General features: G+C 60.8%; 15 protein-coding genes and 2 pseudogenes. 10 read left to right on the top strand and 7 right to left on the bottom strand.

What is annotated here, in order from left to right:
* The first annotated feature begins 128 nt into the window (after positions 1-128).
* A complete protein-coding gene (locus LMTR13_RS08850) occupies positions 129-2,402 on the top strand; it encodes a Calx-beta domain-containing protein (RefSeq protein ID WP_065727543.1) in 2,274 nt (757 codons plus the stop codon).
* Between the two features lie 378 nt (positions 2,403-2,780).
* Entirely contained in the window at positions 2,781-3,629 is an 849-nt protein-coding gene (locus LMTR13_RS08845) for a response regulator transcription factor (protein ID WP_065727542.1), read from the top strand.
* 204 nt (positions 3,630-3,833) lie between these two features.
* On the opposite strand, the gene LMTR13_RS08840 is transcribed toward LMTR13_RS08845, so the two are convergent.
* Entirely contained in the window at positions 3,834-4,625 is a 792-nt protein-coding gene (locus LMTR13_RS08840; protein WP_083218921.1) for a LuxR C-terminal-related transcriptional regulator, read from the bottom strand.
* 408 nt (positions 4,626-5,033) lie between these two features.
* Between LMTR13_RS08840 and LMTR13_RS08835 the strand changes: the two genes are divergently transcribed.
* Positions 5,034-5,744 carry a LuxR C-terminal-related transcriptional regulator gene (locus LMTR13_RS08835; protein WP_065727540.1) on the top strand — a complete coding sequence of 237 codons (711 nt, stop codon included), beginning with the start codon at positions 5,034-5,036 and terminating at the stop codon, positions 5,742-5,744.
* Positions 5,745-5,888: 144 nt separating this feature from the next.
* Here LMTR13_RS08835 and LMTR13_RS08830 read toward each other — a convergent pair whose 3' ends face one another.
* Positions 5,889-6,125 carry a DUF6894 family protein gene (locus LMTR13_RS08830; RefSeq protein ID WP_065727539.1) on the bottom strand — a complete coding sequence of 79 codons (237 nt, stop codon included), beginning with the start codon at positions 6,123-6,125 and terminating at the stop codon, positions 5,889-5,891.
* A gap of 540 nt (positions 6,126-6,665) precedes the next feature.
* On the opposite strand from LMTR13_RS08830, the gene LMTR13_RS08825 reads away from it, so the two are divergent.
* The 3 genes from LMTR13_RS08825 (at position 6,666) to LMTR13_RS38900 (ending at position 12,486) form a co-directional block, all read left to right on the top strand.
* Entirely contained in the window at positions 6,666-8,456 is a 1,791-nt protein-coding gene (locus tag LMTR13_RS08825) for a right-handed parallel beta-helix repeat-containing protein (RefSeq protein WP_065727538.1), read from the top strand.
* Positions 8,457-8,860: 404 nt separating this feature from the next.
* The gene (locus LMTR13_RS08820) at positions 8,861-10,573 is read left to right on the top strand and encodes a type I secretion system permease/ATPase (RefSeq protein ID WP_065732536.1); all 1,713 of its coding nucleotides are present in this window, start codon (positions 8,861-8,863) and stop codon (positions 10,571-10,573) included.
* A gap of 251 nt (positions 10,574-10,824) precedes the next feature.
* Positions 10,825-12,486 (top strand): HlyD family type I secretion periplasmic adaptor subunit, encoded by a 1,662-nt coding sequence (locus LMTR13_RS38900; protein WP_236843315.1) that lies wholly within the window; start codon positions 10,825-10,827, stop codon positions 12,484-12,486.
* Between the two features lie 350 nt (positions 12,487-12,836).
* Here the strand turns inward: LMTR13_RS38900 and LMTR13_RS08810 are convergent, their stop codons facing one another.
* From LMTR13_RS08810 to LMTR13_RS08800, 3 genes are all read right to left on the bottom strand, one after another.
* Entirely contained in the window at positions 12,837-13,988 is a 1,152-nt protein-coding gene (locus LMTR13_RS08810) for a Gfo/Idh/MocA family protein (protein ID WP_065727537.1), read from the bottom strand.
* A gap of 31 nt (positions 13,989-14,019) precedes the next feature.
* Positions 14,020-15,093: a sugar phosphate isomerase/epimerase family protein gene (locus tag LMTR13_RS08805; RefSeq protein WP_065727536.1), complete on the bottom strand. Its 1,074-nt coding sequence runs from the start codon at positions 15,091-15,093 to the stop codon at positions 14,020-14,022.
* 255 nt (positions 15,094-15,348) lie between these two features.
* Positions 15,349-16,041: a GntR family transcriptional regulator gene (locus LMTR13_RS08800; RefSeq protein ID WP_236843314.1), complete on the bottom strand. Its 693-nt coding sequence runs from the start codon at positions 16,039-16,041 to the stop codon at positions 15,349-15,351.
* A gap of 122 nt (positions 16,042-16,163) precedes the next feature.
* Between LMTR13_RS08800 and LMTR13_RS08795 the strand changes: the two are divergent.
* Positions 16,164-17,016 (top strand): annotated as a pseudogene (locus LMTR13_RS08795) (GDP-mannose 4,6-dehydratase); the annotation flags it as partial.
* 132 nt (positions 17,017-17,148) lie between these two features.
* Here the strand turns inward: LMTR13_RS08795 and LMTR13_RS43610 are convergent.
* Both LMTR13_RS43610 and LMTR13_RS08790 read right to left on the bottom strand, forming a co-directional pair.
* A pseudogene (locus LMTR13_RS43610) lies at positions 17,149-17,289 on the bottom strand (IS481 family transposase); the annotation flags it as partial.
* 13 nt (positions 17,290-17,302) lie between these two features.
* Positions 17,303-19,780, bottom strand: coding sequence for a PBP1A family penicillin-binding protein (locus LMTR13_RS08790; RefSeq protein WP_083218919.1), 2,478 nt, complete (start codon positions 19,778-19,780; stop codon positions 17,303-17,305).
* A gap of 402 nt (positions 19,781-20,182) precedes the next feature.
* On the opposite strand from LMTR13_RS08790, the gene dctP reads away from it, so the two are divergent.
* The 3 genes from dctP (at position 20,183) to LMTR13_RS08775 (ending at position 23,208) form a co-directional block, all read left to right on the top strand.
* Positions 20,183-21,220, top strand: coding sequence for a TRAP transporter substrate-binding protein DctP (gene dctP / locus LMTR13_RS08785; protein ID WP_236843313.1), 1,038 nt, complete (start codon positions 20,183-20,185; stop codon positions 21,218-21,220).
* A 108-nt stretch (positions 21,221-21,328) separates the two neighbouring features.
* The gene (locus LMTR13_RS08780; protein ID WP_065727532.1) at positions 21,329-21,871 is read left to right on the top strand and encodes a TRAP transporter small permease subunit; all 543 of its coding nucleotides are present in this window, start codon (positions 21,329-21,331) and stop codon (positions 21,869-21,871) included.
* A gap of 17 nt (positions 21,872-21,888) precedes the next feature.
* Positions 21,889-23,208 carry a TRAP transporter large permease gene (locus LMTR13_RS08775; RefSeq protein WP_065727531.1) on the top strand — a complete coding sequence of 440 codons (1,320 nt, stop codon included), beginning with the start codon at positions 21,889-21,891 and terminating at the stop codon, positions 23,206-23,208.
* The last annotated feature ends 214 nt before the right edge of the window (positions 23,209-23,422 follow it).

The raw sequence follows: 23,422 nt of genomic DNA, 5'->3' as shown, positions 1-23,422 counted from the left end.
TCCAACAGCGGGAGTTACCTACGGCGGCGTGGATCGTTAGGTTGTGTTAACGGCGATCCCTGTCGTCCAACCTGATCGTTCGTCTGCGGGTGTAGCAGCAAACGCAATTGCCGCCCGGAGCCAGCATTATGGCAAACATTACCGGCACTGAACTCGACGATCCCAAGCTCATTGGCACAGCCGAAGCCGATACCATCTCGGGCCTGGGCGGGCGCGATCACCTGTATGGGCGCGCCGGTAACGATACGCTGTTTGGCGGCGCCGGTAACGACGCCATGCACGGTGATGCCGGCGCCGACACCATGTTCGGCGGGGCCGGCGACGACGACTACTTCATCGACGATGTGAACGACGTCATCAGCGAGACGACAACGTCCGGCGTCGACGACGGCGGCAAGGACAGGGTTTACAGCACCGTAAGCTACACCCTGAGCCCATTCGTGGAGCGGCTGGTGCTGCTCGAATCCGCGGCCGCCATCAGCGCCACGGGCAACGCCCAGGTCAACTCGATCGTCGGCAACTCCAACGCCAACATCATCAGCGGCGGCGGCGGCAAGGATACGCTCACCGGCGGCTTGGGGGCCGATACGTTCGTGTTCGGCCCGGCCAACGCAGCCAACACCGTCACCATCACGGATTTCGCGGCCGAGGACAAGTTCGGCATCACTGCCAGCGACTACGGGTTGAGTGAGGGCAACGGCCTCGTCGACAATGGCTCGGGCACCCTCGTCCTGGACCCGGCTTGGTTCGCCACCGTGACCGGGAACCAGGGCACGGTCGCCGGCCACGGCCAGTTTCTGTACAATACCACTACCCGCTCCGTGATGTGGGATCCGGACGGCTCCGGTGCCGCCACCGGCATTGAGCTGGCAAGGCTGCAGACAGGCGCCGTCGTCAGCGCCAGCAACTTTGCGATTTCCGCGGCCACCGGCAACCCCGTGGTTGGCGACATCTCCATCAGCGATGTCACCATCGCCGAGGGCAACAGCGGAACCAAGACGGCGATCTTCACGGTGAGCCGCACCGGCACCGCGATGTTCGCCGTCGACTTCGCCACCGCCAACGGCACTGCTGCGGCTGGTTCCGACTACCTGGCAACCAGTGGCACCTTGAACTTCGCAGCCGGACAGGCGACGCAGACGGTCTCGGTGACCATCAACGGCGACACCTCCATCGAGCCCAACGAGACGTTCTTCCTCAACCTGACCAACGCCACGAATGGCGGCACCATCGTCGACGGCCAGGGGCTCGGCACCATCACCAACGACGACGCGACGGCGGTCGTCGGCGACATCTCCATCAGCGATGTCACGATCGCCGAGGGCAACAGCGGGACCAAGACGGCGACCTTCACGGTGAGCCGCACCGGGACCGCGGGGTTCACCGTCGACTATGCCACTGCCAACGGCACGGCGACGGCTGGTTCGGACTACCTGGCAACCAGTGGCACCTTGAACTTCGCAGCCGGACAGGCGACGCAGACGGTCTCGGTGACCATCAACGGCGACACCACCGTCGAGCCCAACGAGACGTTCTTCTTCAACCTGACCAATCCCAGCGGCGGCACCATCGTCGACGGCCAGGGTATCGGCACCATTACCAACGACGACGGCAGCTTGGAACCAACAGTCGTCGCGAGCACCAACATGGCGGCGCTCGGCAGCACGGATCCGTCCGGGATCGCCTATGTGCCTGGAATGGGACTGTTCGTCTGCGACTCGGAAGTTGAGGAGAGCCCATTCTCCCGCACTACAAATCTGTGGCGGCTGGAACCCGACGGCAGACTCGTCCAGTCGTTCAGCCTTTTGAATTTCACGGATGAGCCGACCGGCCTGGCCTACGACTCCAGCACGAACCGCCTGTACCTCTGCGACGACGACTCGTTCAAACTGTACTGGGTCGACCCTGCCAATCCCACCACCCTACAGGGGCAGTTCGATCTGAAGCCCCTTGGCTGTAACGACCCGGAGGACGTGGCGGTCAATCCGAGCAACGGCCACCTGTTTATCGCCAACGGGAGTGCTGGAGGCCGCTCGATCGTCGAGATCGACAAGACCGGCACGCAAGTCTTTTCGACCATCACTCTGCCCGCAGAAATCAAGGATCCCGAGGCGCTGGCCTACGACGCCGCCCACGACGTCTTCTTTGTCGGCGGTGGCTTCAGCCCAAACATCTGGGTCGTCGACCGCAGCGGCAACATCCTGCAAAAGCTCGACGTACTCGTGGGATTCCGCAACACTGACACGTCAACCAAGGTCAAGGACCTCGAGCTCGCGCCGAGCAGCGACCCTAACGACGATCCTGGCAAGCTAAACCTCTTTGTCGCCGATTACGGGAATTCGCACGTCAGCGATGGTCGCATGATCGAGATCGATCTCCGTGACGGACTGCTGCTCGCGTAGCTCCCCAGAAGCGAACACGTGGCGAGGAGCCTCGCGCATCACCCGCTCGCGCCCGCGATGGGCGTTCGCCCCGTGGGAGTTCCGAATCCTTTCGGGGGACACGCGTGGTCAAGGCGTCGGAACTCCCGTACGCGCCCCAGGCGTGGAACAACGTAGTACTCCACACCTGCTTAAAAGGGGTAATCATTTTGATCGTTTGATTGTGCTGGGCTTTCATTTAGCTTCTTCGAGGCGGGGCCTGGGAGGCCCAGTATCGCGAGGTCGACATGGGGCGACACGGATAATCGGAGCGCGGGTGGCGCTTCGCTGATTGAAGATCAAAGGGGCAGAATAGCCACGGGACGGCCAATAGGCCGAGCCAGATCAGCGAGGACCACCATGAATCGGGCAACTACGGATACCGTTCTTGTCGGGCAAAATGCGCTGCTGCGGGAAGGCCTCGCTCGGGTTTTAAGTCCCGCTGGCTTTAATGTTGTCGCGTCGGCATCCAGTTTTGACTACCTGCCCCCGAACTCGCTCCCTCAGCAGCAGCCCGTCTTGCTCATCATCGATGTCGGCGATGATTTCGATGCTGCATTCGCGCAAATGAAGTCCTTCAAGCAGCGGTATCCGGCAGGACGCGTGGCCATGCTGGCTCATCAGCGTGAGCTGCGTACAATGATGTCCGCGTTTCGGCTGGGTGCCAACGCGTATTTGGCCAAGGCAGCGCCGTGCGACACTTTAATCAAGACCCTTGAATTGGTCATGCTCGGCGTGACGTTTTTGCCTCCTGAAATACTGAGTTTCATTTGTCAGCAGCAAGACCGCAGCCGCGCAACCAGCCACAGTGGCCACGCAGCTCACCACATAGATACCCCTGACGATAAGAATGGCGATGCTGGCGATATGATCGGGATCATGGGTGAAACCAATGAACTTGTACCGCGCGGCATAGCCAGCCTCGCGCCACTGTCAACTCGGCAACACTCCATCCTGCGCTGTCTGATTCAGGGCGATTCCAACAAAAGCATAGCGCGCAAGCTGGCCATCTCCGAAGCCACCGCGAAGGTTCATGTCAAATCGATCCTTCGGAAGATTCGGGTCCACAATCGCACGCAGGCCGCTATTTGGGCCATAAGCGCAGCTCCGCTCGTCCCGGCAAAGAACGGCATTTCACCCGAGCAGGTTACGGAAGCCGCTGCCGCGCCAGCACGGAAACGCGATTCTTCCGGCCGGCTGGTGAGCTGAGAGTTCGCGGTATCGCAGCCAAATGCATCGCCACAGGCTGCGCGAACAAGCGAACAAGCGCAGCTCCTGCTGAAAGGGCTGGCAGGCCGAAAACTTGGGAGCTTGTGCCTCGGTCAGTGGAGCTCAACGGCAAGCGGCGCGCGCCGATGCGACCACGATGCTCGCTTCGTCGCACCCATTCATGCGTATCCGATGCCTGCGATCTTACTTGCTTTCAAGTCTGATTTGTCGTTCTCCGCCATTGCGAGGAACCGGAAGTTCGCCGCCGGCGCTCGCGCTCGAGGGCACCAAGCTGGTGTCGGGGGCCTCTGCCAAGAACGCGTGATTGACCCCCCAGATCGCTGCTTGTGTTCGGTTCTGAACCTGGATCTTGCGAAGGATCGCCTTGATATGGACCTTTACGGTAGCTTCGGCAATTTCGATTTTCCGTGCGATGCATTTGTTCGAATCGCCTTCGATCAGACAGCGCAAAATCGACCTCTCACGCGGAGAGAGCCGTGGGTCGACGGTGCCTGCAGTGAGCATCGCTCCACTGCTGCTTACGCTAGATGCCCGGTTACTCTCATGATGATCGTCAACAAGAGCAAATGACAGAAACGCCGGGGGAAAGACGATTTCACCCATCATCACCAGTTCCACCGATTTGGCAAAGACCTCGCAGCTCGTGACGTCAGCGAAATAGCCGTTAACGCCTGCGCGAAAGGCTGCCACTACGTCCTCCAACCGATAGCGGGTGACGACAATCGCGACTCGTGCATTGGGATGGCGGCTTCTCAGAAACTCAATCTGCTCTAGCGTGGCATCAAAGTCATCGCCCGTATGAACGATCAGAAAAAGCAATTGGTCGGCTTGAATCTGGCTAGCCATCAAATCATCGCCCGGTGCTGCCGAAGCGCTGATACGGAAGTTGGCTGAGCGCAGGATGCGTTCAATGCCCTCTCTAAGTAGACCACGTTCTCCGACAAGAATGATTGCAAAATCGCGTCGCCGTTTCATGATAAACTCCGAGCAAAAACGAGGCGTTCGGTGCGGCTCAAAATCCGCCCTTCTAAGCAATCGTCAGTATGTGATGGGCCCCTAGGCCCCCAGCCTATCGATTTCAGTTAAACCCAGTCTGTCAGTCTGACGCCGTCTTCCCGCTGAGTTTTCGTCACATGTTTGTCATGTTAGATTTGAATGCTCGATATCACCATATATCTTTTGTTATAACTATTTCTCCTAGCACGGTATTTGTACGGAATGTCGCAGTCACACAACAGGCCCTTGGGTTCCCATAAGCGAACGACCTTACGTTGCTGTTAAGCCCGGACCACACCTTTGCCCTTGGCATAACAGAACCAAATGACGGGCGATATTTTGTGACAGTTCGATGACGTTCTTGATTACGCGTTGTGGAGTTGGCGTATGCATCGTATTCGTGTGGTTATTGCGGATCGCCATCCCATAGTTCGGCAAGGTCTGGCTGACGTACTCGGGACAGAACGTGATTTCAGATTAGTCGCCTGCTGCGGTGATGGACCGAGCTGCATCGAAGCGATCAGGTTGTTTGTGCCGGAGATCGCCATTGTGGATCCGACATTGCCTGATGTCGGTGGGCCAGAAATTCTCGCCGTGACTAGGGCGGAGAAACTTCGCACACGTTTGGTGTTTTTTACTGGCTATATCCATGACAGCGATATAGCGAGCCTGGCTTCGAGAGGGGCCTACAGTGTTATCTCCAAGGACATAGAGCCGAAGCTTCTGCTGCAGATTCTACGGCAAGTTGCGAACCGTCAGCGATTGTCGCCGCCTGCTCCAAGTGAGCTGGAACCAGCTCAGGAAGCCACGAACAAGGCCAAAGCGACGCATGCCCTCACCGACCGCGAGCGTCAGATTATGCGCCTGGTGTCTGAGGGATTATCGAACAAGGAAATTGCGCGTCGACTGAATGTTACTGATGGCACAATCAAGGTCCATCTTCATCATATTTTTCAGAAGCTCGAAGTTAGCAATCGGACGGTGCTTGCGACCCTCGCCATCTCACAAGTTCAGGAGCTGGACGCCCCTCAGGAGGATCGTGAGGCGTCGTTCGAAGCTTCCCGCGGAACGGGCTCCACTGTTGCGAATGACCGATGAGATCGCCCGCGCCCGCGCCATAACAACTTTATGGCGCAGCATCGCGAATTTCCGGGCCAGCGCTTCGGTGTGGCTAGACTACCACCGAGTCAACCCACGTTAGCCACAGCGATCAGGACCTTGTCAGGCCGACTTGGCGCTGCATTATGAGGTGATTGAAAAATTCACCACGAAGAACCTTTGGCCGCCTACTTGGGGGCTGTCCGTTACTTCGACTCGCCAGCAAAGCTCACTCCACAACGGCCCCGACATCCCATCCTTGAGGATTTCAGCAGTCAACTGGATCGCGGTCGTTTGCGCGGACGCGACGTCGGGTAGCTCCACTCCGACGTCATCCAACACCAAAGTGCCGTCACTAACATGGAAGAAGTAGCGAGCCATCACTGGCTCCTCTGGAAGCGCGGCGCCCGCATCAGCACAGAGGAGACCGAGCCATAATTCTTGAGAGAGACCAAGTATCCTTTGGAAGCGATCGACAGCCCTTAAGTGGTACCGCCAGGTTGAATCCTTGTACGTGAACGCCCATGCCCAACTGCAGCCTGGGCTTCCTGCGGGATTTAGGCGATTTCCTTCTCAAGTTGCCTTTCTATCGCTTTCGCAAGACAGAGACCGCGCGAGCGATATCGATCTTGTTCAAGGCGTGACTGCATCGCCCGGGCCAAACACGTAGACCAAGAAGTTAGCTCCATCTGGTGATGTTTGATTCGAGTCGACGCAGGTGGCGATGACCTTCTGCATCGCGGACAACCACAGCGGGCTCTCGCAAGCATTGATTGATATTCCAACAATATCAATGCTCCATCAATGCAGCCGCCGTGAGCTAGCCCTCATCTTATCTCGAAGCGACCTTCATTCAGCCTCGTTTGTCGCCGAGCCAGTCCATGTGAATGCACAGCGAAAGGATGGATGGAGAAACAGTAGATGAGTACGATTACCCTGACCGGCAGCCACGGCACCACGCCGTACAAAATATCCGGCCTCGCGTCTGGAACAGTCATCGACGCCGAGACCGCGTCGTGGATCCAGTCGAACTCCGGGAGCGGCAGCAATGACTACCCGTTCCAGGTATACAGCTCGTCCGGCGCCGTCCTCGACGGCGGCACGATCAACGGACAGATCGATCAGACGAGCGAGTGGCGCACCGTGTACAACGATGGCAATTCGGCCGCCATCAGAACGGAGGACACGCCGAACGTCGTCATCCGCGACTGGCGCATCACCGACACTTGGGACGCGGTCCGCGTCTCCTGGAACAGCCAGAACTTCCTCATCGAGGACGTCTGGGTGACCAACGCCCGCGATGACGCTGTCGAGAACGACAGGCTGCAGACCGGAACCATCCGTGACAGCCTGTTCGACGGTGTCTTCGGCGGCATCAGCATCGACCCGTCCTCGTCGAGCCCGGTTGACGGCAGCGACCAGACGGTGACGCTCGATGGCGTCCTCATGCGCATGAAATCGTACCTCTACGAGGGCGAGATGACGCATTCGGCGATGATCAAGACGGACTCGGCGACCAACGGCGAGGTCACGCCGAACCTGGTGTTCAAGAACAACGTCTTCGCGATCGAGGATGTCAACCACCACAGCTACCGCAGCATGTTCGACGCGTGGGACCACACCATCCAATCCTCGAACAACTTCCTCCTCAACCTGTCCGACACGCCCCTCCCCGACGACTACCCCATGCCGCCGGAGGGGTGGACGGTCCTTCAGGGGCAAGAGGCCCGCGATTACTGGCAGCAGGCCAAAGCTGAGTGGATCAAGAACCACGAGGGCGAGGACGGGACGGCTGCGCCGCCACCGGTCAACGAGCCGCCGGTGGAGCCGGTGGAGGAGACTCCGACTGCCTCGGATTCGGATACGACGGGCACAACGACCGGCAGCAGCCCGTCCACCGGCGATACATCCACGGCAACGGACGGAACCTCGACCACGGATGGTTCTCCCACGACCACCGGAGGTACATCAACGGCCACGGACGATACATCGACCACGGACGGTACTTCCACGGCCACCGGCAGTACATCCACGGCAACGGGCGGTACATCGACCACGGACGGTACTTCCACAACCACCGCGGGTACATCCACGGCCACGGACGATACATCGACCACGGACGGTACTTCCACGGCCACCGGCAGTACATCCACGGCCACGGACGATACATCGACCACGGACGGTACTTCCACGGCCACCGGCAGTACATCCACGGCAACGGGCGGTACATCGACCACGGACGGTACTTCCACAACCACCGGGGGTACATCCACGGCCACGGACGATACATCGACCACGGACGGTACTTCCACGACCACGGATGCCGCCGCGCCGGGCGGGATACGAGGCGGCCATCACTGGTGGCAGCAGGCGTTTGGTAATTCGTCGACGGACGATTCCACGACGACCATCTCGCCGGACTCGCCACGAGGTGGCCACCACTGGTGGCAGCAGACGTTTGGCAATTCGTCGAGGGATGATGCATCCACGACGACCGTCTCGCTGGACTCGGCACGAGGCGGCCAACACTGGTGGCAGCAGACGTTTGATAATTCGACGACGAACGGTACATCCACGACCGTCTCGCGGGAGTCGATATCGGACGGATGGGGTCACCACTGGCAGCAAACGTCCGCTGATCTGACGACGAGCCCGCTGGGCGGCCAGGGCGGCCACGATTGGCAACAGCACGCGAACTTCTGGCACCACTAGGAGTCGGAGAGCTGTCTTCCGACATAACCTGCCGGAAGACAGCCCTTTAGTATCGAGGATCGAACGAAGGCTTCAGGTAAGGCGGCTGAGATGGTGACGGCCGCCAATTGAGACCGCGCACATCTTTGCGCGAACTTGAGAACATATCGACGGCGGCCTGCTCTCCAGGGAGCTCGATCCGGTCACGAAATTGCCCGCGTAAATCCTCAGCGATCCCATTTTTGCCGGAAAATGGTCAGTGTCGGCGGTCAAGCCACTCTTGTTCAAATGTTGGTAGGGGACGCAACCGAATGAGTGTTGCTCAAAGTCGCATGCGAATGCCGTCCTTCGGTTTGCCGAATCCACTGTCAGCGGTGGCCGGCGATGACCCGGTGGCTGTCGGGTTGCGCGAAAGCGCACGACGGATGGTCGGCGTCGCCGGGTTCAGCGGAGTGGTGAACATCCTGATGCTGTCCGGCTCTCTTTACATGTTGCAGGTTTATGACCGGGTGCTCCCGAGCCGCAACGTCGCGACCTTGCTCGGCCTCTCGTTGATGGTGCTGCTCGCTTACGTGATCCAGGCATACTTCGAGGCGTTGCGCGCGCGCATGCTGTGCCGGGTCGCAACTATGTTCGATGTCGGCATGCAGGAATCGATCCATACCGCGCTTGCGACGCTGCCGCTACGTGGCGCGAACCCGATGCTGCTCCAGCAGCCGCTGCGCGATCTCGACCAGATTCGCACCTTCATGTCGGGAATGGGACCGACGGCGTTTCTGGACATGCCCTGGATTCCGATCTTTCTGGTAACGCTCTTTCTGTTTCATCCCGCAATCGGCGCTACGGCGCTACTTGGAACGATTGCAATCATCGCGATGACATTGCTCACAGAACGGCTGTCGCGCGGTGCGGCCAGGGCCGCGATGGACTCGAGTGCACGCCGGCAGGTGCTGGCGGATACGACCCAGCGCAACGCCGAGGTGATCCGGGCGTTCGGCATGATTGATCGATTCACCGTGCGTTGGTCGCAGGCCAATGAGCGGTATCTGCGCGAAAATATCCGAGCCAGCGATGTATATGCCAATCTCGGATCGGTGGCGAAGCTCCTGCGCTACGTGTTGCAGTCGGGCATGCTGGGGATTGGCGCCTATCTTGTAGTAGTCGACCAGGCCTCGGGCGGCATCATGATCGCTTCGTCGATCATGATGGGCCGCGCATTGGCGCCAGTTGAAGTTGTGCTCGGCAACTGGAAGCAGCTTGTCACCGCGCGCCAGGGGCTCGCCCGCCTGCGCGACATCTGCAAGGCGACGGCTGCGCCGCCTGCCCCGCCAGTGGCGTTGCCGCGTCCGTGCCGCGAGCTCTCGGTAGAGCATCTCTCGGTCGCAGCTCCGGGCATGGACAAGCCCATAGTGTCCGACATTTCATTCTCGCTGAAGGCGGGTATGGGGCTCGCACTGCTCGGCGCCAGTGCATCCGGCAAGACCTCACTGTCGAGGGCGCTGGTCGGAATCTGGCCGGCCAAAGGGGGTGTCGTGCGGCTCGACGGAGCGGCAATCGATCAATGGCGCAACGAGGATCTGGGGCGCCATATCGGCTACCTGCCTCAAGATGTGGCGCTGCTCGAGGGCACGGTGGCCGAAAATATCTGCCGGTTCGATGAGCGGGCGACCTCGGAGGCGATATTGAAGGCCGCGCAGATTGCCGGCGTGCACGACCTCATCCTGCGCCTGCCGCAGGGATATGCGACGCGCATCGGCCAGGGCGGTATGACCCTCTCGGCAGGCCAGCGCCAGCGGATTGGCCTGGCGCGAGCTGCCTTCGGCGACCCGTTTCTGGTTGTGCTCGATGAGCCCAATGCGAACCTCGACACCGACGGCGAGAATTCCCTGAGCCAAGCTATTGAGACTCTGCGCCGCAACGGGAGCATCGTCATCGTAATATCGCACCGCCCCAGCGCGCTTGCCGTACTGGATATGGCGATGGTGCTCTACGAGGGCAAGGCAATCGCGTTTGGTCCGTCCGAGGAGGTCTTTGCACGCGTTCGAAGAGGGCCCGGCCGGGCGGCGCCTGCGGCAAAGGCGAGCGCTGCATGGACCGCGTCGGCGGCGCCTCGCGCAGCGGTTGCTGAGGGAGTTTGAACATGCGGCCCGGGCAGGACACATTACATCCCAATGAGCCGGCGCAGCGCGCGACGCGAGATTCAAACCCCGGCGCGTACGGATCGCAAGGCGCGGCCCTGGTTCTCGAATTGGAACGTTTGCGCCGCGACCTTGACAGAGAGATTCGGAGCAAGCAGCACGCATCGCGAGCTCAGCGCCCCGCGCCTGACACTTCACCGCGTCCCACTCGCACCAAGGCCAGCCGGCTCAAGCGCCGGAAAAAGGGCAAGGTGGGGCGGGTTATTGACTACTGTCTTGAGCAGGTCGGACTCAAGTCGATCGTACCTGCCGAGCGCAGGAGGGAGCCGCCGGACGCGGCTCCCGTCACGCCGCAGCTCCATCCGAGCCCGAGCCTCGCACCAATCCGTCCGCTGTCGATGGATTTGACCAAGCCCGGTCCGGAAATCCCGACTTTGGATGCCGCACACCAATCGATGGCGCTCGCGAATCCGCAGCTCAAGCTTCCGGGTCTGCCAGCGCAGGGAACCACCGTCGGGCGCTTGCTTCGAATTGGCTGCGCCGGCCTGATCGCCGGCGGCGCTTTCCTGCTCAATCGCCGCGCTCAGGATCCAGCGAATGGCAGGTCCGATGTCGGCCTGATGACGCACGCGGGCTGGTCGTTTGAAAATCAGTTACGGACCGGCCTTCGAATTCTGCTGCTTGCCACCGTGCTGGGCGGCGGCTGGCTTGCACTGGTGCCGCTTGCGGGCGCAGTCGTGGTGCCCGGAAATCTTGTCGTGCAATCCAATGTCAAGACCATCCAGCATCTCGCTGGCGGAGTTGTCGCGGAGATCAAGGCCGTCAACGGCGCGCGGGTGGCTGCCGGCGATTTGTTGCTTCGGCTCGACGCCACCCAGGCGCAGGCCAGCCTTCAGATTGTGACCAAGCAGCTCGACGAGTTGCGCGCGCGGACCGCGCGATTGACCGCCGAGCGCGATGGCCACAGCCAGCCGAAATTTCCCGCCGCATTGATGGCGCGCCCCGACGAGGACGTCCGAAGTCTGCTGTCATCGGAGGTCTCACTGTTCAAGGCACGAGCCGATGGGCGCACGAGCCAGAAGGAGCTCTTGCAGAGCCGGATTGGGCAACTCAGCCAGGAGATTTCGGGACTGGAGGCCCAGGTGGACTCCAAGGCGAAGCAGCTTGAGCTGATTGCTGGCGAACTTGTCGGGGTCAAGGACCTTTACGACAAGAGACTGGTCCCGCTGGCGCGTCTCACAACGTTGCAGCGCGAGACCGCGCGGATCGAAGGCGAGCGCGGGCAATTGACGTCCTCGATCGCAGAGACGAAATCAAAGATCGGCGAGGCGCAGCTTCAGATCGCGCGTCTCGATCAGGACTTCCGCACCGAAGTAGTCAAGGAGCTTGGTGAGACGCAGGGCAAGGAAGCCGAACTCGTCGAACGCGGTATCGCCGCACGGGATCTGCTCGACCGGATCGAAGTACGCGCGCCGACATCCGGCGTGATCCATAAGCTTTCCGCGCACACCATCGGCGGGGTCATCCGCCCCGGCGACACCATAATGGAAATCGTGCCCGATACGGACGACCTGCTCATCGAAGCAAGGTTGCAGCCGCAGGATATTGACCAGGTTCGTGCCGGCCAAAAAGCATTCGTCCGCTTCTCGGCCTTCAACCAGCGGGTGACACCGCAGCTCACCGGCACGGTGTCTTTGGTGTCGGCCGATACCAGCCGTGATCAGCAGACCAATGCACCTTATTTCACGGTGAGGGTCGTGTTGCCCGATGATGAGCGTCGCCGGCTGGGCGGCCTACAACTCGTCCCAGGCATGCCGGCCGAAGTCTTCATGCAGACCGGCAGCCGGACCATGATGAGCTATTTGCTAAAGCCGATCACCGAGCAAATGAACCGTGCTTTTGTCGAGCGGTAGCTCTCGACGCGGGCCAATTTCAGAGCCTATGCAACTCCAGCTCCAATGGCAAAAATTGCGCATCGGAGCGCGATCATGGTCGCAGCAAGCTGATTGGCCAGTCGGACGACTATACCGGTTCGCGTGGTTCAAAGATTAGTACAGCGATCTAAGAGGCCGTCGTGCGATTTGACGGCTATCGAAGGTGATCGCGAGGCACGTTGCAGAGCGTCGCTCTACGACAACTCCAAGCGACCATTCGTTACGTCCCAACGAGTAGCCCCATCACCGTCCAGAATGACGCAGACCTCGCATTACAAGTGGCCTCCGCACACCCCCATGTAACGGGGACAATGGTGTGGTCGGCGCTTTCACAATTCAACCGGCATCCAGACCCCTCCGGCGGCGCTCGAGCGCAGGACGGCGTCCACCATCGCAACACCGGCAAAACCATCTTCAATCGTTGGAAAGGTCAGCCACGGATCGGCAAGGGAAGCGGTACGACTGGCCACAATGGCTGTGGCCACTTCGGTATAGATTGTCGCGAACGCTTCCAGGTATCCCTCAGGATGGCCGGGTGGAATACGATTGACGCGCTGACCGGCGGCGTTCATGGACGTTGTGCCGCGGCGGATCGATCGTGGTGCGTCACCGAGCGGCGACCAGGCGAGAAGGTTCGGCTCTTCCTGTCGCCAATCCAGACCGCCCTTCTCGCCGAAGATCCGTAATCGCAGCCCGTTATCGTTTCCGGGTGCAACCTGGCTCGCCCATAATGCGCCCCGCGCCCCGTTCCCGTAACGCAGCAGGATTTGCACGTTGTCATCGACACGGCGGCCCGGCACGAAGATGGTCGCCTCGGCCAGAATCCGCTCAGGCATCATCCCGGTGACAAAATGCGCCAGCTGATATGCATGGGTACCGATGTCGCCGACGCAGCCGCCACCACCCGAGCGCGCTGGGTCGGTACGCCAGTCGGCCTGCTTCTGGCCCGCAGCCTCAAGCGGATCGGCCAACCAATCCTGCGGATATTCGACCTGCACGATCCGGATCGCGCCGAGTTCGCCGCCCTGAACCATAGAGCGTGCATGGCGGACAAGCGGATAACCGGAGTAATTATAGGTGACGGCAAATATTAGTCCGCTCGTGCGCGCCTTGTCGCGCAAGCGGCGCGCCTCCTCTAGGGTTGTCGTCAACGGCTTGTCGCAGATGACATGAACACCCGCATCCAGGAAGGCGTCGGCGACAGGTGCGTGCATATGGTTTGGAGTGACGATCGCAACCGCTTCGACACCGTCGGTTCGCGCGCCCTCGGCCTGCGCCATGGTCCGAAAGTCGGGATAGGATCGATCAGATGCAAGGCCGATAGCCGCCGCCGATCGGATCGCTTTGTCGGGCGAGGCCGAAAGCGCGCCAGCGACGAGTTCGTAACGATCGTCCAGGCGCGCGGCGATACGGTGGACTGCGCCGATGAAGGCGCCTTCCCCGCCGCCTACCATTCCAAGTCGAATACGTGGCTCAGCCATGTCGCGCGCTCCTGTCGACTTATTCCGGCGCTCAGGTGAGGCCCAATGACCGTCGGATCTGCGTCTCGTCGCTGGTGCCGCCGGCGAAGTCGTCGAAAGCTCGCTCGGTGACGCGGATGATGTGGTCCCGGATAAAGGCGGCGCCTTCGCGCGCCCCGTCCTCCGCGTTCTTCAAGCAGCACTCCCACTCCAGCACTGCCCAGCGGTCGAATCCGATGGCAGCCAGCCGTGAGAAGATCGCCTTGAAGTCAACCTGTCCGTCGCCGAGCGAGCGAAAGCGGCCGGCGCGATTGATCCAGGGCTGAAAGCCCGAATAGACGCCCTGCCGCCCGGTCGGATTGAACTCCGCGTCCTTGACGTGGAAGGCGCGGATACGCTCGGCGTAAATGTCGATGAAGGCCAGATAGTCCAGTTGCTGCAGGACGAAATGGGACGGATCGTAGTTGATCGCGCAACGGGGGTGATTGCCGGTGCGCTCGTAGAACATCTCGAAGGTAATGCCGTCGCATACGTCCTCGCCTGGATGGACCTCGTAGCAGAGGTCGACGCCCGCTTCCTCATATGCATCGAGGATCGGACGCCAGCGACGCGCGAGTTCGTCGAACGCCGTCTCGATCAGACCCGGCGGCCGCTGCGGCCAGGGATAAAGGAATGGCCAGGCAAGCGCGCCGGTGAAGCTCACGCTGCCGGTGAGGCCGAGGCGGCGAGACGCCTGCGCGGCCTTCATCATTTGATCTACCGCCCAGATCTGACGTTCGTTCGGCCTGCCCCTGACTTCCGGCGGTGCAAAAGCGTGGAAGGCTTCGTTGTAGGCCGGGTGAACGGCGACGAGTTGTCCTTGCAGGTGGGTAGACAATTCGGTGATCACCAGACCGTGGCTTGCGGCCACGCCGGCAATTTCATCGCAATAGGTCTGAGAGGCCGCGGCCTTTTCGATATCGATCAGACGTGGATCGGAGGTCGGGACCTGAACGCCCCTGTAACCGAGTCCTGCCGCCCAGCCGCAGATGGCATCGAAGCTGTCAAACGGCTGTGCATCGCCGATGAACTGCGCCAGAAAAATTGCGGGCCCCTTCATGGTAGCCGGTCGGATAGTCGCTGACATTACATTTTCTCCGGTTCAGGCCACAGGTGCTGGCAAAGGGGCAACAGTAGAGACGGCCCTAGGGTCAAGCGAACCATCGCACAATCAGAGCCACGTTTCTTGTTGCTTCAGTGCATCCTCCCGCCGCTTTCTGCCCTCAGGGCACTGCTATCAGGCATGTCCCCAGCAGCCGCTGAACTTCGTCCTTTGACATCAAGGTGCAACGATACGGAAGATCTGAACGTCGGTCGCGAGATTTTCTGAATGCAAGCCCAGCTAGCTGGACGGCCGCCTTAATTGCCCCTTCGAATCTGCAAGGCCGGCAAGATAATGCGCGGCCTCGCTAATGTCGGCGATAATCTCACGCTCCGCGCCATCCGCATCACCCACCATGATCGCCTTCAGCGCCGCGGTGTGATGATCCCACCCTTTTAGCAGAACGACATATTCAGGAATCACAAAGGACAGCACCGGGCCGCAGCGCAACCACATATTCTCAATGGTCTCGACCATCAGCGGGATGCCCGACATCGCGTAAATCCCGAAATGGAATTTTCGGTGATGCTCGAGATAACTTTCGAGCTTACGCGCCTGGATCAGCGACTGCATTGTCGCAAGCCGCTCCTCAAGGCGGCGCAGCGTGGCGTCGTCGTGCCGTTGCAGCGCCGCTTCCCGCGCCGCGCGTCCCTCGAGCGCGCAGCGCACCACCGTCAGATCTGCAAGCTCCTTGCGTGACAGGTTCGGCACGATCGCCGAATTGCGCGGCCCCTGCTGCAATATGCCCTGCGCCACCAGCCGGGTGACGGCGTCGCGCACCGGCGTGATCGACGTCCCAAAACTTTCGGCCAGTGCGCGCAAGGTCAAGACGGTGCCTGGCTCAAAACGCCCGGCCAGCAGCGCGTCCCGCAACTGCGCATGCGCGAGATCCCACAGCGGCTCAGGTTCGATTCGTTTCAATGCCGTCGTCATCGGACGCTCGCTATCCCAGCACGCGACATGGCGCAAATTCCCTCGCAAGGCGGTCTATTGACCACCCGACGTTGTTTGTTATAACAAACAACAAAACGGGAGGAAACAACAATACTCAAGCCGACCTCGACGGACGAATCGACCGCATCTACAATCTCGCGTGCCCCGCCTCCCCGCGTCACTATCAGCGCGATCCGCTCGGAACGTTACGCACGTGCGTCCTTGGCGCAGGCCACGTGATCGAATTTGCCACGGAAAAGGGCGCGCGAGTACTTCAGGCATCGACCAGCGAGGTGTACGGTGACCCGGACGTTCATCCGCAGCCCGAGACGTATCTGGGGAATGTCAACCCGGTTGGTCCGCGCGCCTGTTATGATGAAGGCAAGCGTGCTGCGGAAACCGTCTTTTTCGACTGCCATCGCATTCATCGCATGTCGATCAAGGTGGCACGCATCTTCAATACCTACGGTGCACGCATGTTGGAGAACGACGGCCGCATCATTTCGAATTTCATTGTTCAAGCGCTCAAGGGCACCCCCATCACCATCTATGGCGACGGCTCCCAGACTCGTTCGTTCTGCTACATTGACGATCTGTTGGCCGGTCTCCAGCTTCTGATGGAAAGCCCACCCGAGATCACCGGCCCTTTCAATCTCGGGAATCCTGAGGAGCAGACGGTCAGGCGAATTGCCGATCTGATCGTTGAGCAAACGGGATCGAAGTCCACCATCGAGTACCATCCGCTGCCTCGGGACGATCCCAAGCGTCGTCGCCCCCTCATTTCGCGCGCGCGATGTGCTGGGCTGGATATCCAAGATCCCTCTCGATGAGGGCCTGCGCGCGACCATCAACTATTTCTCGCTAAGGCTCTTCACCGAAGAACGGCAGCGACGGCGGCCCGGGAACGGCGCGCTAGCCGCGGGCAAATCAGGACCACGGACAAACGCGGCATCGCGGGCTGGGCTGGTGCGGTGACGGTGCATGGCCTAAGCGCAGGAAATCAATTGCATGCCGAGAAGCTCAGCTTCAAAAATAGCGTGGTGGCCGGCGAACGCGACCGTCCCGACGTGGCGCGGCGGCGCGTCCAGTGGACAAGTATCAAGATCGGATGCGGCTGACGGTGGCCGGGGAGACGCCGGTTTCCGCGGCGATCTGCTTGCCGGTGTGGCGCTGGCGGCGCAACGCCTCAATGACTGTGGATGTGGCGGGCGCTGTTCGGCTCGGCAATGAATGAGGTCGTGAGGAGCGAACGCGCAACCCCTTATCGGTCTGCGTCGCAGAAGCGGCGCGGGCCTCCTCTATAAGGTTGATAGGTGCAGTCAGTCGAGTCGAACGAACGATAACGGCGCGAGCACACATCGACATTGCAAGACGAGTTGGCCGGGATATGTGCCATTGATTCGTCAAGGGTACCCCTGGCCGGCGGGATGCCGCACATTCGGCGTTCGCCCCGGTACGGCTGGTATGTGCAGTCGGACGCGCGGAACGATTCGTAAGCGTTCGAGCAGGCCTCGTGATCGCATTGCGGCCACGCGCCCGTAGCGGCACTGGAGAATCCAGATGCGTCAGCCATACTGCGCGATTCTTCCGTGTCGGGCGTCTCCAGTGGCGCGGCTATCGGTTCCGCGGCAATGTGCGGTCCGGTCCACGCGACCGCGCCGGCTGCCTCTACGAAGCGGCGCCAGATCTGCGCTGGCACAGACCCACCGGTCACGCCTCGCATCGGCGTGTGGTCGTCGTTGCCGACCCACACCCCAATGACCAGGGATTCGTTGAAGCCTATGAACCAGGCGTCGCGATGATCCTGGCTGGTGCCCGTTTTTCCGGCAGTAAAGCCGCTGGAATCTGCGCCGCGGCCGGTGCCGCTCGTCACCACCCGGCGCAGGAGCGCAGTCAACTCGTGTTGATACGCCAGCGCCTTGCCCTTTGATGGGCCCAGTGTGCGTAGGCTTTCGTTCTCCGGGCCGAATGCGATGATGCCGAACGGGTCGACCCGCTGGCCCGCCCGCACCGATGCAAAGGCGCCGGTGAGGTCCACGAGCGTCAGTTCGGCAATGCCAAGCGCGAGACTTGGCACTGCGGGTAGCGGCGCATCAATCCCAAGATCCCGCGCGGCGCTCACCACCTTGTCCAGCCCGACCTCGTTTCCGAGCCGCACGGCCGCGGTATTAACCGACTGCGCAAAGGCCTGCTCAAGCGTCATCGTGCCGTAGCGGCGTCCGCCAAAATTCCTGGGCTCCCACTGCTTGATCCGGATCGGCGAAGCATCGACAACGTCATTGAGCGAATAGCCGCTACGCAACGCGGCGAGCCACACGAACAGCTTGAACGCGGAACCCGGTTGCCGGCGGGCGTCGGCGGCTCGGTTGAACTGGCTACGGTCATAGTCGCGCCCGCCAACCATGGCGAGAACGGCGCCGTCCGGCCGCATGGCGACGAGCGCAGCCTGGGTGGGTCCGCCGCCCCGCGGAGCGCTGAATGTCTCGGCAATGACCCGCTCGGCCACCTCCTGCAGCTCAGGCATCAGGGTCGTACGTACCTTGATGCTGCGCGTATACGCGCCGGATACTCTTGGATACTCATGCTTGGCGATCCAGTCGGCGAACCATGAGGTCGCAGGCGCAAACTGCGCAGCGGCTTTCACCTCGGCCGGCGCGGCTTTCGCTGCAGCGGCAGCCTTGGCGTCGATCGCTCCGGCCGCGACCATCGCGTCGAGTACCTGTGCGGCCCGCTGACGCGCCGCTTCAAGATTACGAAGAGGGTTGTACTCCGACGGCGCCTTGATCAGGCCGGCCAGCATCGCGGCTTCCGCTAAGGTGAGCTCGGCCAGCCGCTTGCCGAAGTAAATGTGAGCGGCCGCCGCGACGCCGTAACTTCCTGCACCAAGATAAATCCGGTTCAGGTAGTCAGTAAGAATGGCGTCCTTGTCCATGTGGAAATCGAGCCAAAGTGCAGCAAAAGCCTCGCGCAGCTTGCGTTCGATCGACTGCTCGCGGCCGACGATGCGGCGCAGCCTGGCGAGCTGTTGCGTGATGGTGCTGCCACCTTCGACAATCCCGCCGGCATCGAAGTTCGCGCTCGCCGCGCGCAGAATGCCAATCGGGTCGACGCCGAGATGCTGGTAGAAGCGGCGATCCTCGACGCTTATTACCGCATTGACGAGCACGTCGGGGAAGTCGCTTCGGACCGCCTCTTCAGCGAGCGAGCCGGTCCGCCCGAGCGGGCGGCCGTCGGCGGTCTCCAGCACAAGCGATGGCCAGCCGGGTCGCAACGACTTGCCGGCGATGCGCGTGTCGTGCAGTGCCCAGAGAATACCGCCCGTGATGACAAGTCCCGTGACCAGCGCCGACGTGACGGCGCCTTTAACGAACGAAACGACCAGCGGAGCGCACCGCTCCACTCTCCCCTTTCTCCGTGTGCGCTGGTCGCCCTCGCTTGCTCCCAAGCGTCCCTGCTTTGCCCGCGCCCCGCTCCACAGCGACCGGATGCGACGCCCTAGGGCCAACAGGTCGGCAATGAGGGCGATGAGCAGACCCCGAACAGCTGTCGCGGTATGCACGTGCAGGGGTCGGGCTCGGCCTGCTTCGTCCGCATCGATGCCCGTCGGCCGCTCGGCTAAGGTTCGCTCGGAGATCTCGGTAGGTTCGAGCTGATCGCAATCAGCACTTCTGGCGAGTTCGTCCGTCGAAGGTTTCGACGTCTCCGCATGATCATCCTGCAAGTCGGGGGAACGTCGCATCGACTTTCTGCTTCCTGGCCGAAGTTGGCAACGAGCTGGCTCTCGCAGACAACATTCGGAGTCAGAGTTCGTTTCCGTTAGCGCGCGGCGGGAGGGGATCCTTCAACCGATCCTGAAATCCGCCGTCCGTGTTGCAGTGCACGTCGCGCGCCGGTTGCTGCAAGGTTGGTGCTGCCGCTGGTCCATCGGTCCGATTCCGTACATTAATTGTTTTCCCGACCCCCGCATGTTTTCCGGACCCCGCATATTGCGAAGCAGGCATCAGACCGGCGCGCGCATGCGCCGCATGTAGCTGAGGAACCTGATGCTGACCCGATCAGTTTCGCTTCTAAGCGGAACACAGATCGACTGCCACAATGGTGGTCGTGCCGCCTCGCCACGAAATCAATGGAGCGAACGACCTTGCCCCAACCAAGCAACGTTGACCGACGTAAGGTCCTCAAGGGCTCGCTTGCTGTTGCTGCGGCCCCCGCATTCATCTCCGTCGCGCACGCGCAGGAGAAGATCACCTGGAAAGTGCAATCCCACTGGCCCAAAGCATCGGGCTCGTTCGACGACAGTCTGGGCGTGCTCGCAAAGGAACTGGATGAACGTACTGGAGGACGCTTCAAGCTGGAGCTGTACGGCGCAGGCGAGATTGCGAAGGATCGCGAGATCTACAACATCGTCCGCCGCGGAGTCGTCTCGATGGGCACGATTTCCCCGGCATATATTCTCGGCGAAGCGCAGGCGATGGGCCTGTACTACGGCGTGCCGGGCACGCTCCGCGAGAGCTGGGAAATGATGCACCTGACCAAGAATCTCGGCATCGAGAAGATGGTCAATGATCAGCTCCGCCCGAAGGGCGTCATCATGATGGGCGATAAGTCCTACCCAACCGAGCTTGTGCTGAAGAAGAAGATCACCTCAGCCGCCGACCTGGGCTCGCTGAAGGTCCGTTCGACCGGCACGATGCTCGAGTATTTGGCCGCTGCCGGCGCTTCACCGCAGCAAATCGCAGGTCCGGAACTCTACCAGGGGCTAGCGACAGGCGTCGTCGATGGCGCCCATTGGGGCGCGGCGATCGGCGCACTGTCAATGAAGCTGTGGGAAGTTGCGCCGTATCACATGAAGCCGGCGCTGGGCTTTGCGAACGACGCCTACATCATCAACATCGCCGCCCTCGACAAGCTGCCAGCCGATCTGCGACTGCAGTTCGTCTCGCTGGTCGAGGAACGGTACTTCCGTCGCTCGGTCGAGTACCTGCACCAGGAAGCGATCTCCTTGAATACCGGGAAGGAGAAGATGAACGTCGAGGTCGTCCGCTTCCCCGACGACGTTCTCAAGCGATTCGCCGATGCTTCGAACACCATCCTGAAGAAGGAGATTGCGAAGGGTGACATCGCCGCGAAGGGCGGCCAGGCCGTGACGAAGCTGATGAGCGATCTCGGCTACACTTGAGCCAAGGTACCGGCCGAAGCTTGGGAAGATTCAATTTCCGCAGTTGTGGCGGAAGTGTACCCGCGCGTGCCGCCGTTTTGCGGCTGCCGGACAATGTCAGGTAACAGCATGCTGAAGATCGCACGGGCAATCACACTTGTTAACGTGTGGGTGGCCTGGCTGACCGCCTCGTTGATTGCACCGATGTTCCTGCTGCTTCTGGCCGAAGTCATCACGCGCTACGTGGTCGGAAGCGCAGCAATCTGGACCGCCGAGCTCGCGCAGCTGATCTTCGGCGTCTATGCGGTCATCGCCGGCGGCTATCTGCTGATCGAACGCGCCCATGTCAATGTCGACATAGTCTACGGAAAGCTCAGCCGCGTTCAGAAGGCAAAGATAGATTTGGCGACCTCGTTTCTGTTCTTCCTCTTCCTCGGAGTCCTGATCTGGCAGGCCGCCGACATGGCGTGGGAGTCAGCGGCGAGTCTCGAGACCTCTTACAGCATCTGGAACCCGCATATCTGGCCTGTCAAGCTGGCCATTCCGATCGCCGGCGTTTTATTGCTGCTGCAGGGGCTCGTCCGCCTCGTCTCGGATATCCGTACCATTAACGGGCTGGACAACGATCCCGAAATTTTCGGCAAACAAGCCGACGACCAATCCTCTCATTGACCCCTGGAACACTGCTCGTGTCAGTCGAACTTCTCACACTCCTTTTCTTCGGCTCACTGCTGCTCTTCCTTTTCCTCGGTACGCCGCTTGTGTTCACGCTCGGCGGTATCTCGGTCATCTTCCTGTACTTTACGATGGGCCCGGTCGGCTTCTACATCGTCGCCTCCAAGTTCTGGGACTCAATGATGAGTTTCACACTGATCGCAATACCGATGTACGTGTACATGGCGATGCTGCTTGAGAAATCGGGCGTCGCGCATGACTTGTACCGGATGATGCACGTCTGGTTCGGCGCCATCCGCGGCGGACTGGCGATCGGCACCGTTGCGATCTGCGCGATATTTGCGGCGATGAGCGGGATTAGTGGCGCCGCCGTCGTGACCATGGGCACTATCGCACTGCCGCGCATGCTGGAGCGCGGTTATGACAAGCGGCTCGCAGTCGGTGCGATTAACTGCGGCGGGGGTTGGGGAATTCTCATTCCGCCTTCGATCCTTATGGTGCTCTATGCCCTGCTGACCGAGGTTTCGGTCGGCCGGCTGTTTGCTTCGGGCATTGGTCCAGGGATCCTGCTTTTTGTTCTCGTGTCGATCTATATCGGCGTGCGCGCGTGGCTGCAGCCCTCGCTCGCACCGGCGCTACCGGTAGACGAACGCGGCGACTGGACGCTGAAACTCAGTTCATTAAAGGCGGTGCTGTTGCCGCTGCTCATCGTTTTCCTGGTACTCGGCGCGATCTTCGGAGGCTTCGCCACGCCGACTGAGGCCGCCGCGCTCGGCGTGTTTGGCGCTCTGATCGCATCAGCGGTTCATCGCCGGCTCTCCGTCGCAGTCCTGGCCGATGCCGCGATGCAGACGCTCAGGTTAACCGCGCTGATCATGTGGATCCTGTTCGCCGCGCATGCGTTTTCGACCGCCTATACCACGCTGGGCGCCAACGATCTGATGAACCATATGATGTCGCTGATTCCTGGTGGCCAGTGGGGCGCGCTCGCATTCATGCTTCTGCTACTTCTGATCCTAGGCATGGTGCTCGATCCTGTCGGCATCATGCTGATCACGCTGCCGGTCTTTTTGCCGGTTGTACAGGCAAACGGTTGGGACCCGATCTGGTTTGGAGTGATCTTCATCATCATGATGGAAATCGGCTACATGACGCCACCCTTCGGCTTTAACCTGTTCTACTTGAAGTCGGTGGCACCACCCGACGTCACGATGAGCGACATCTATTGGTCGGTCATTCCGTACGTGCTCGTGACCTTTGTCGGCGTGCTGATCGTGATCATGCTTCCCGAGATCGCTTTGTATTTTCCGAATCTATTCTTCGGCCCGAGCTAGCAACCACACGCTACCGATCTTCAGGCTAAATCTAAGTCGGTTCGCGGGTTGTGCGGACAGAGGCGTTCTTTCCATACGCTGTCGACGCTCATTTCTGAATGACAGCACAAGCTATTCGGTCGCCCGCATCTCCCGAAGGTTGGCTCGTGTAGTCATGGGCTGAGCAGCTTCCTGCCGGACAAAGAGATCATCTGAGTACGCTATGGTACATTGC

The sequence above is a fragment of the Bradyrhizobium icense genome (genome assembly GCF_001693385.1).
GTDB lineage: Bacteria > Pseudomonadota > Alphaproteobacteria > Rhizobiales > Xanthobacteraceae > Bradyrhizobium > Bradyrhizobium icense.
Note: the sequence above shows the minus strand (reverse complement) of the source record. Positions and strands in the feature narration are given on the sequence as shown.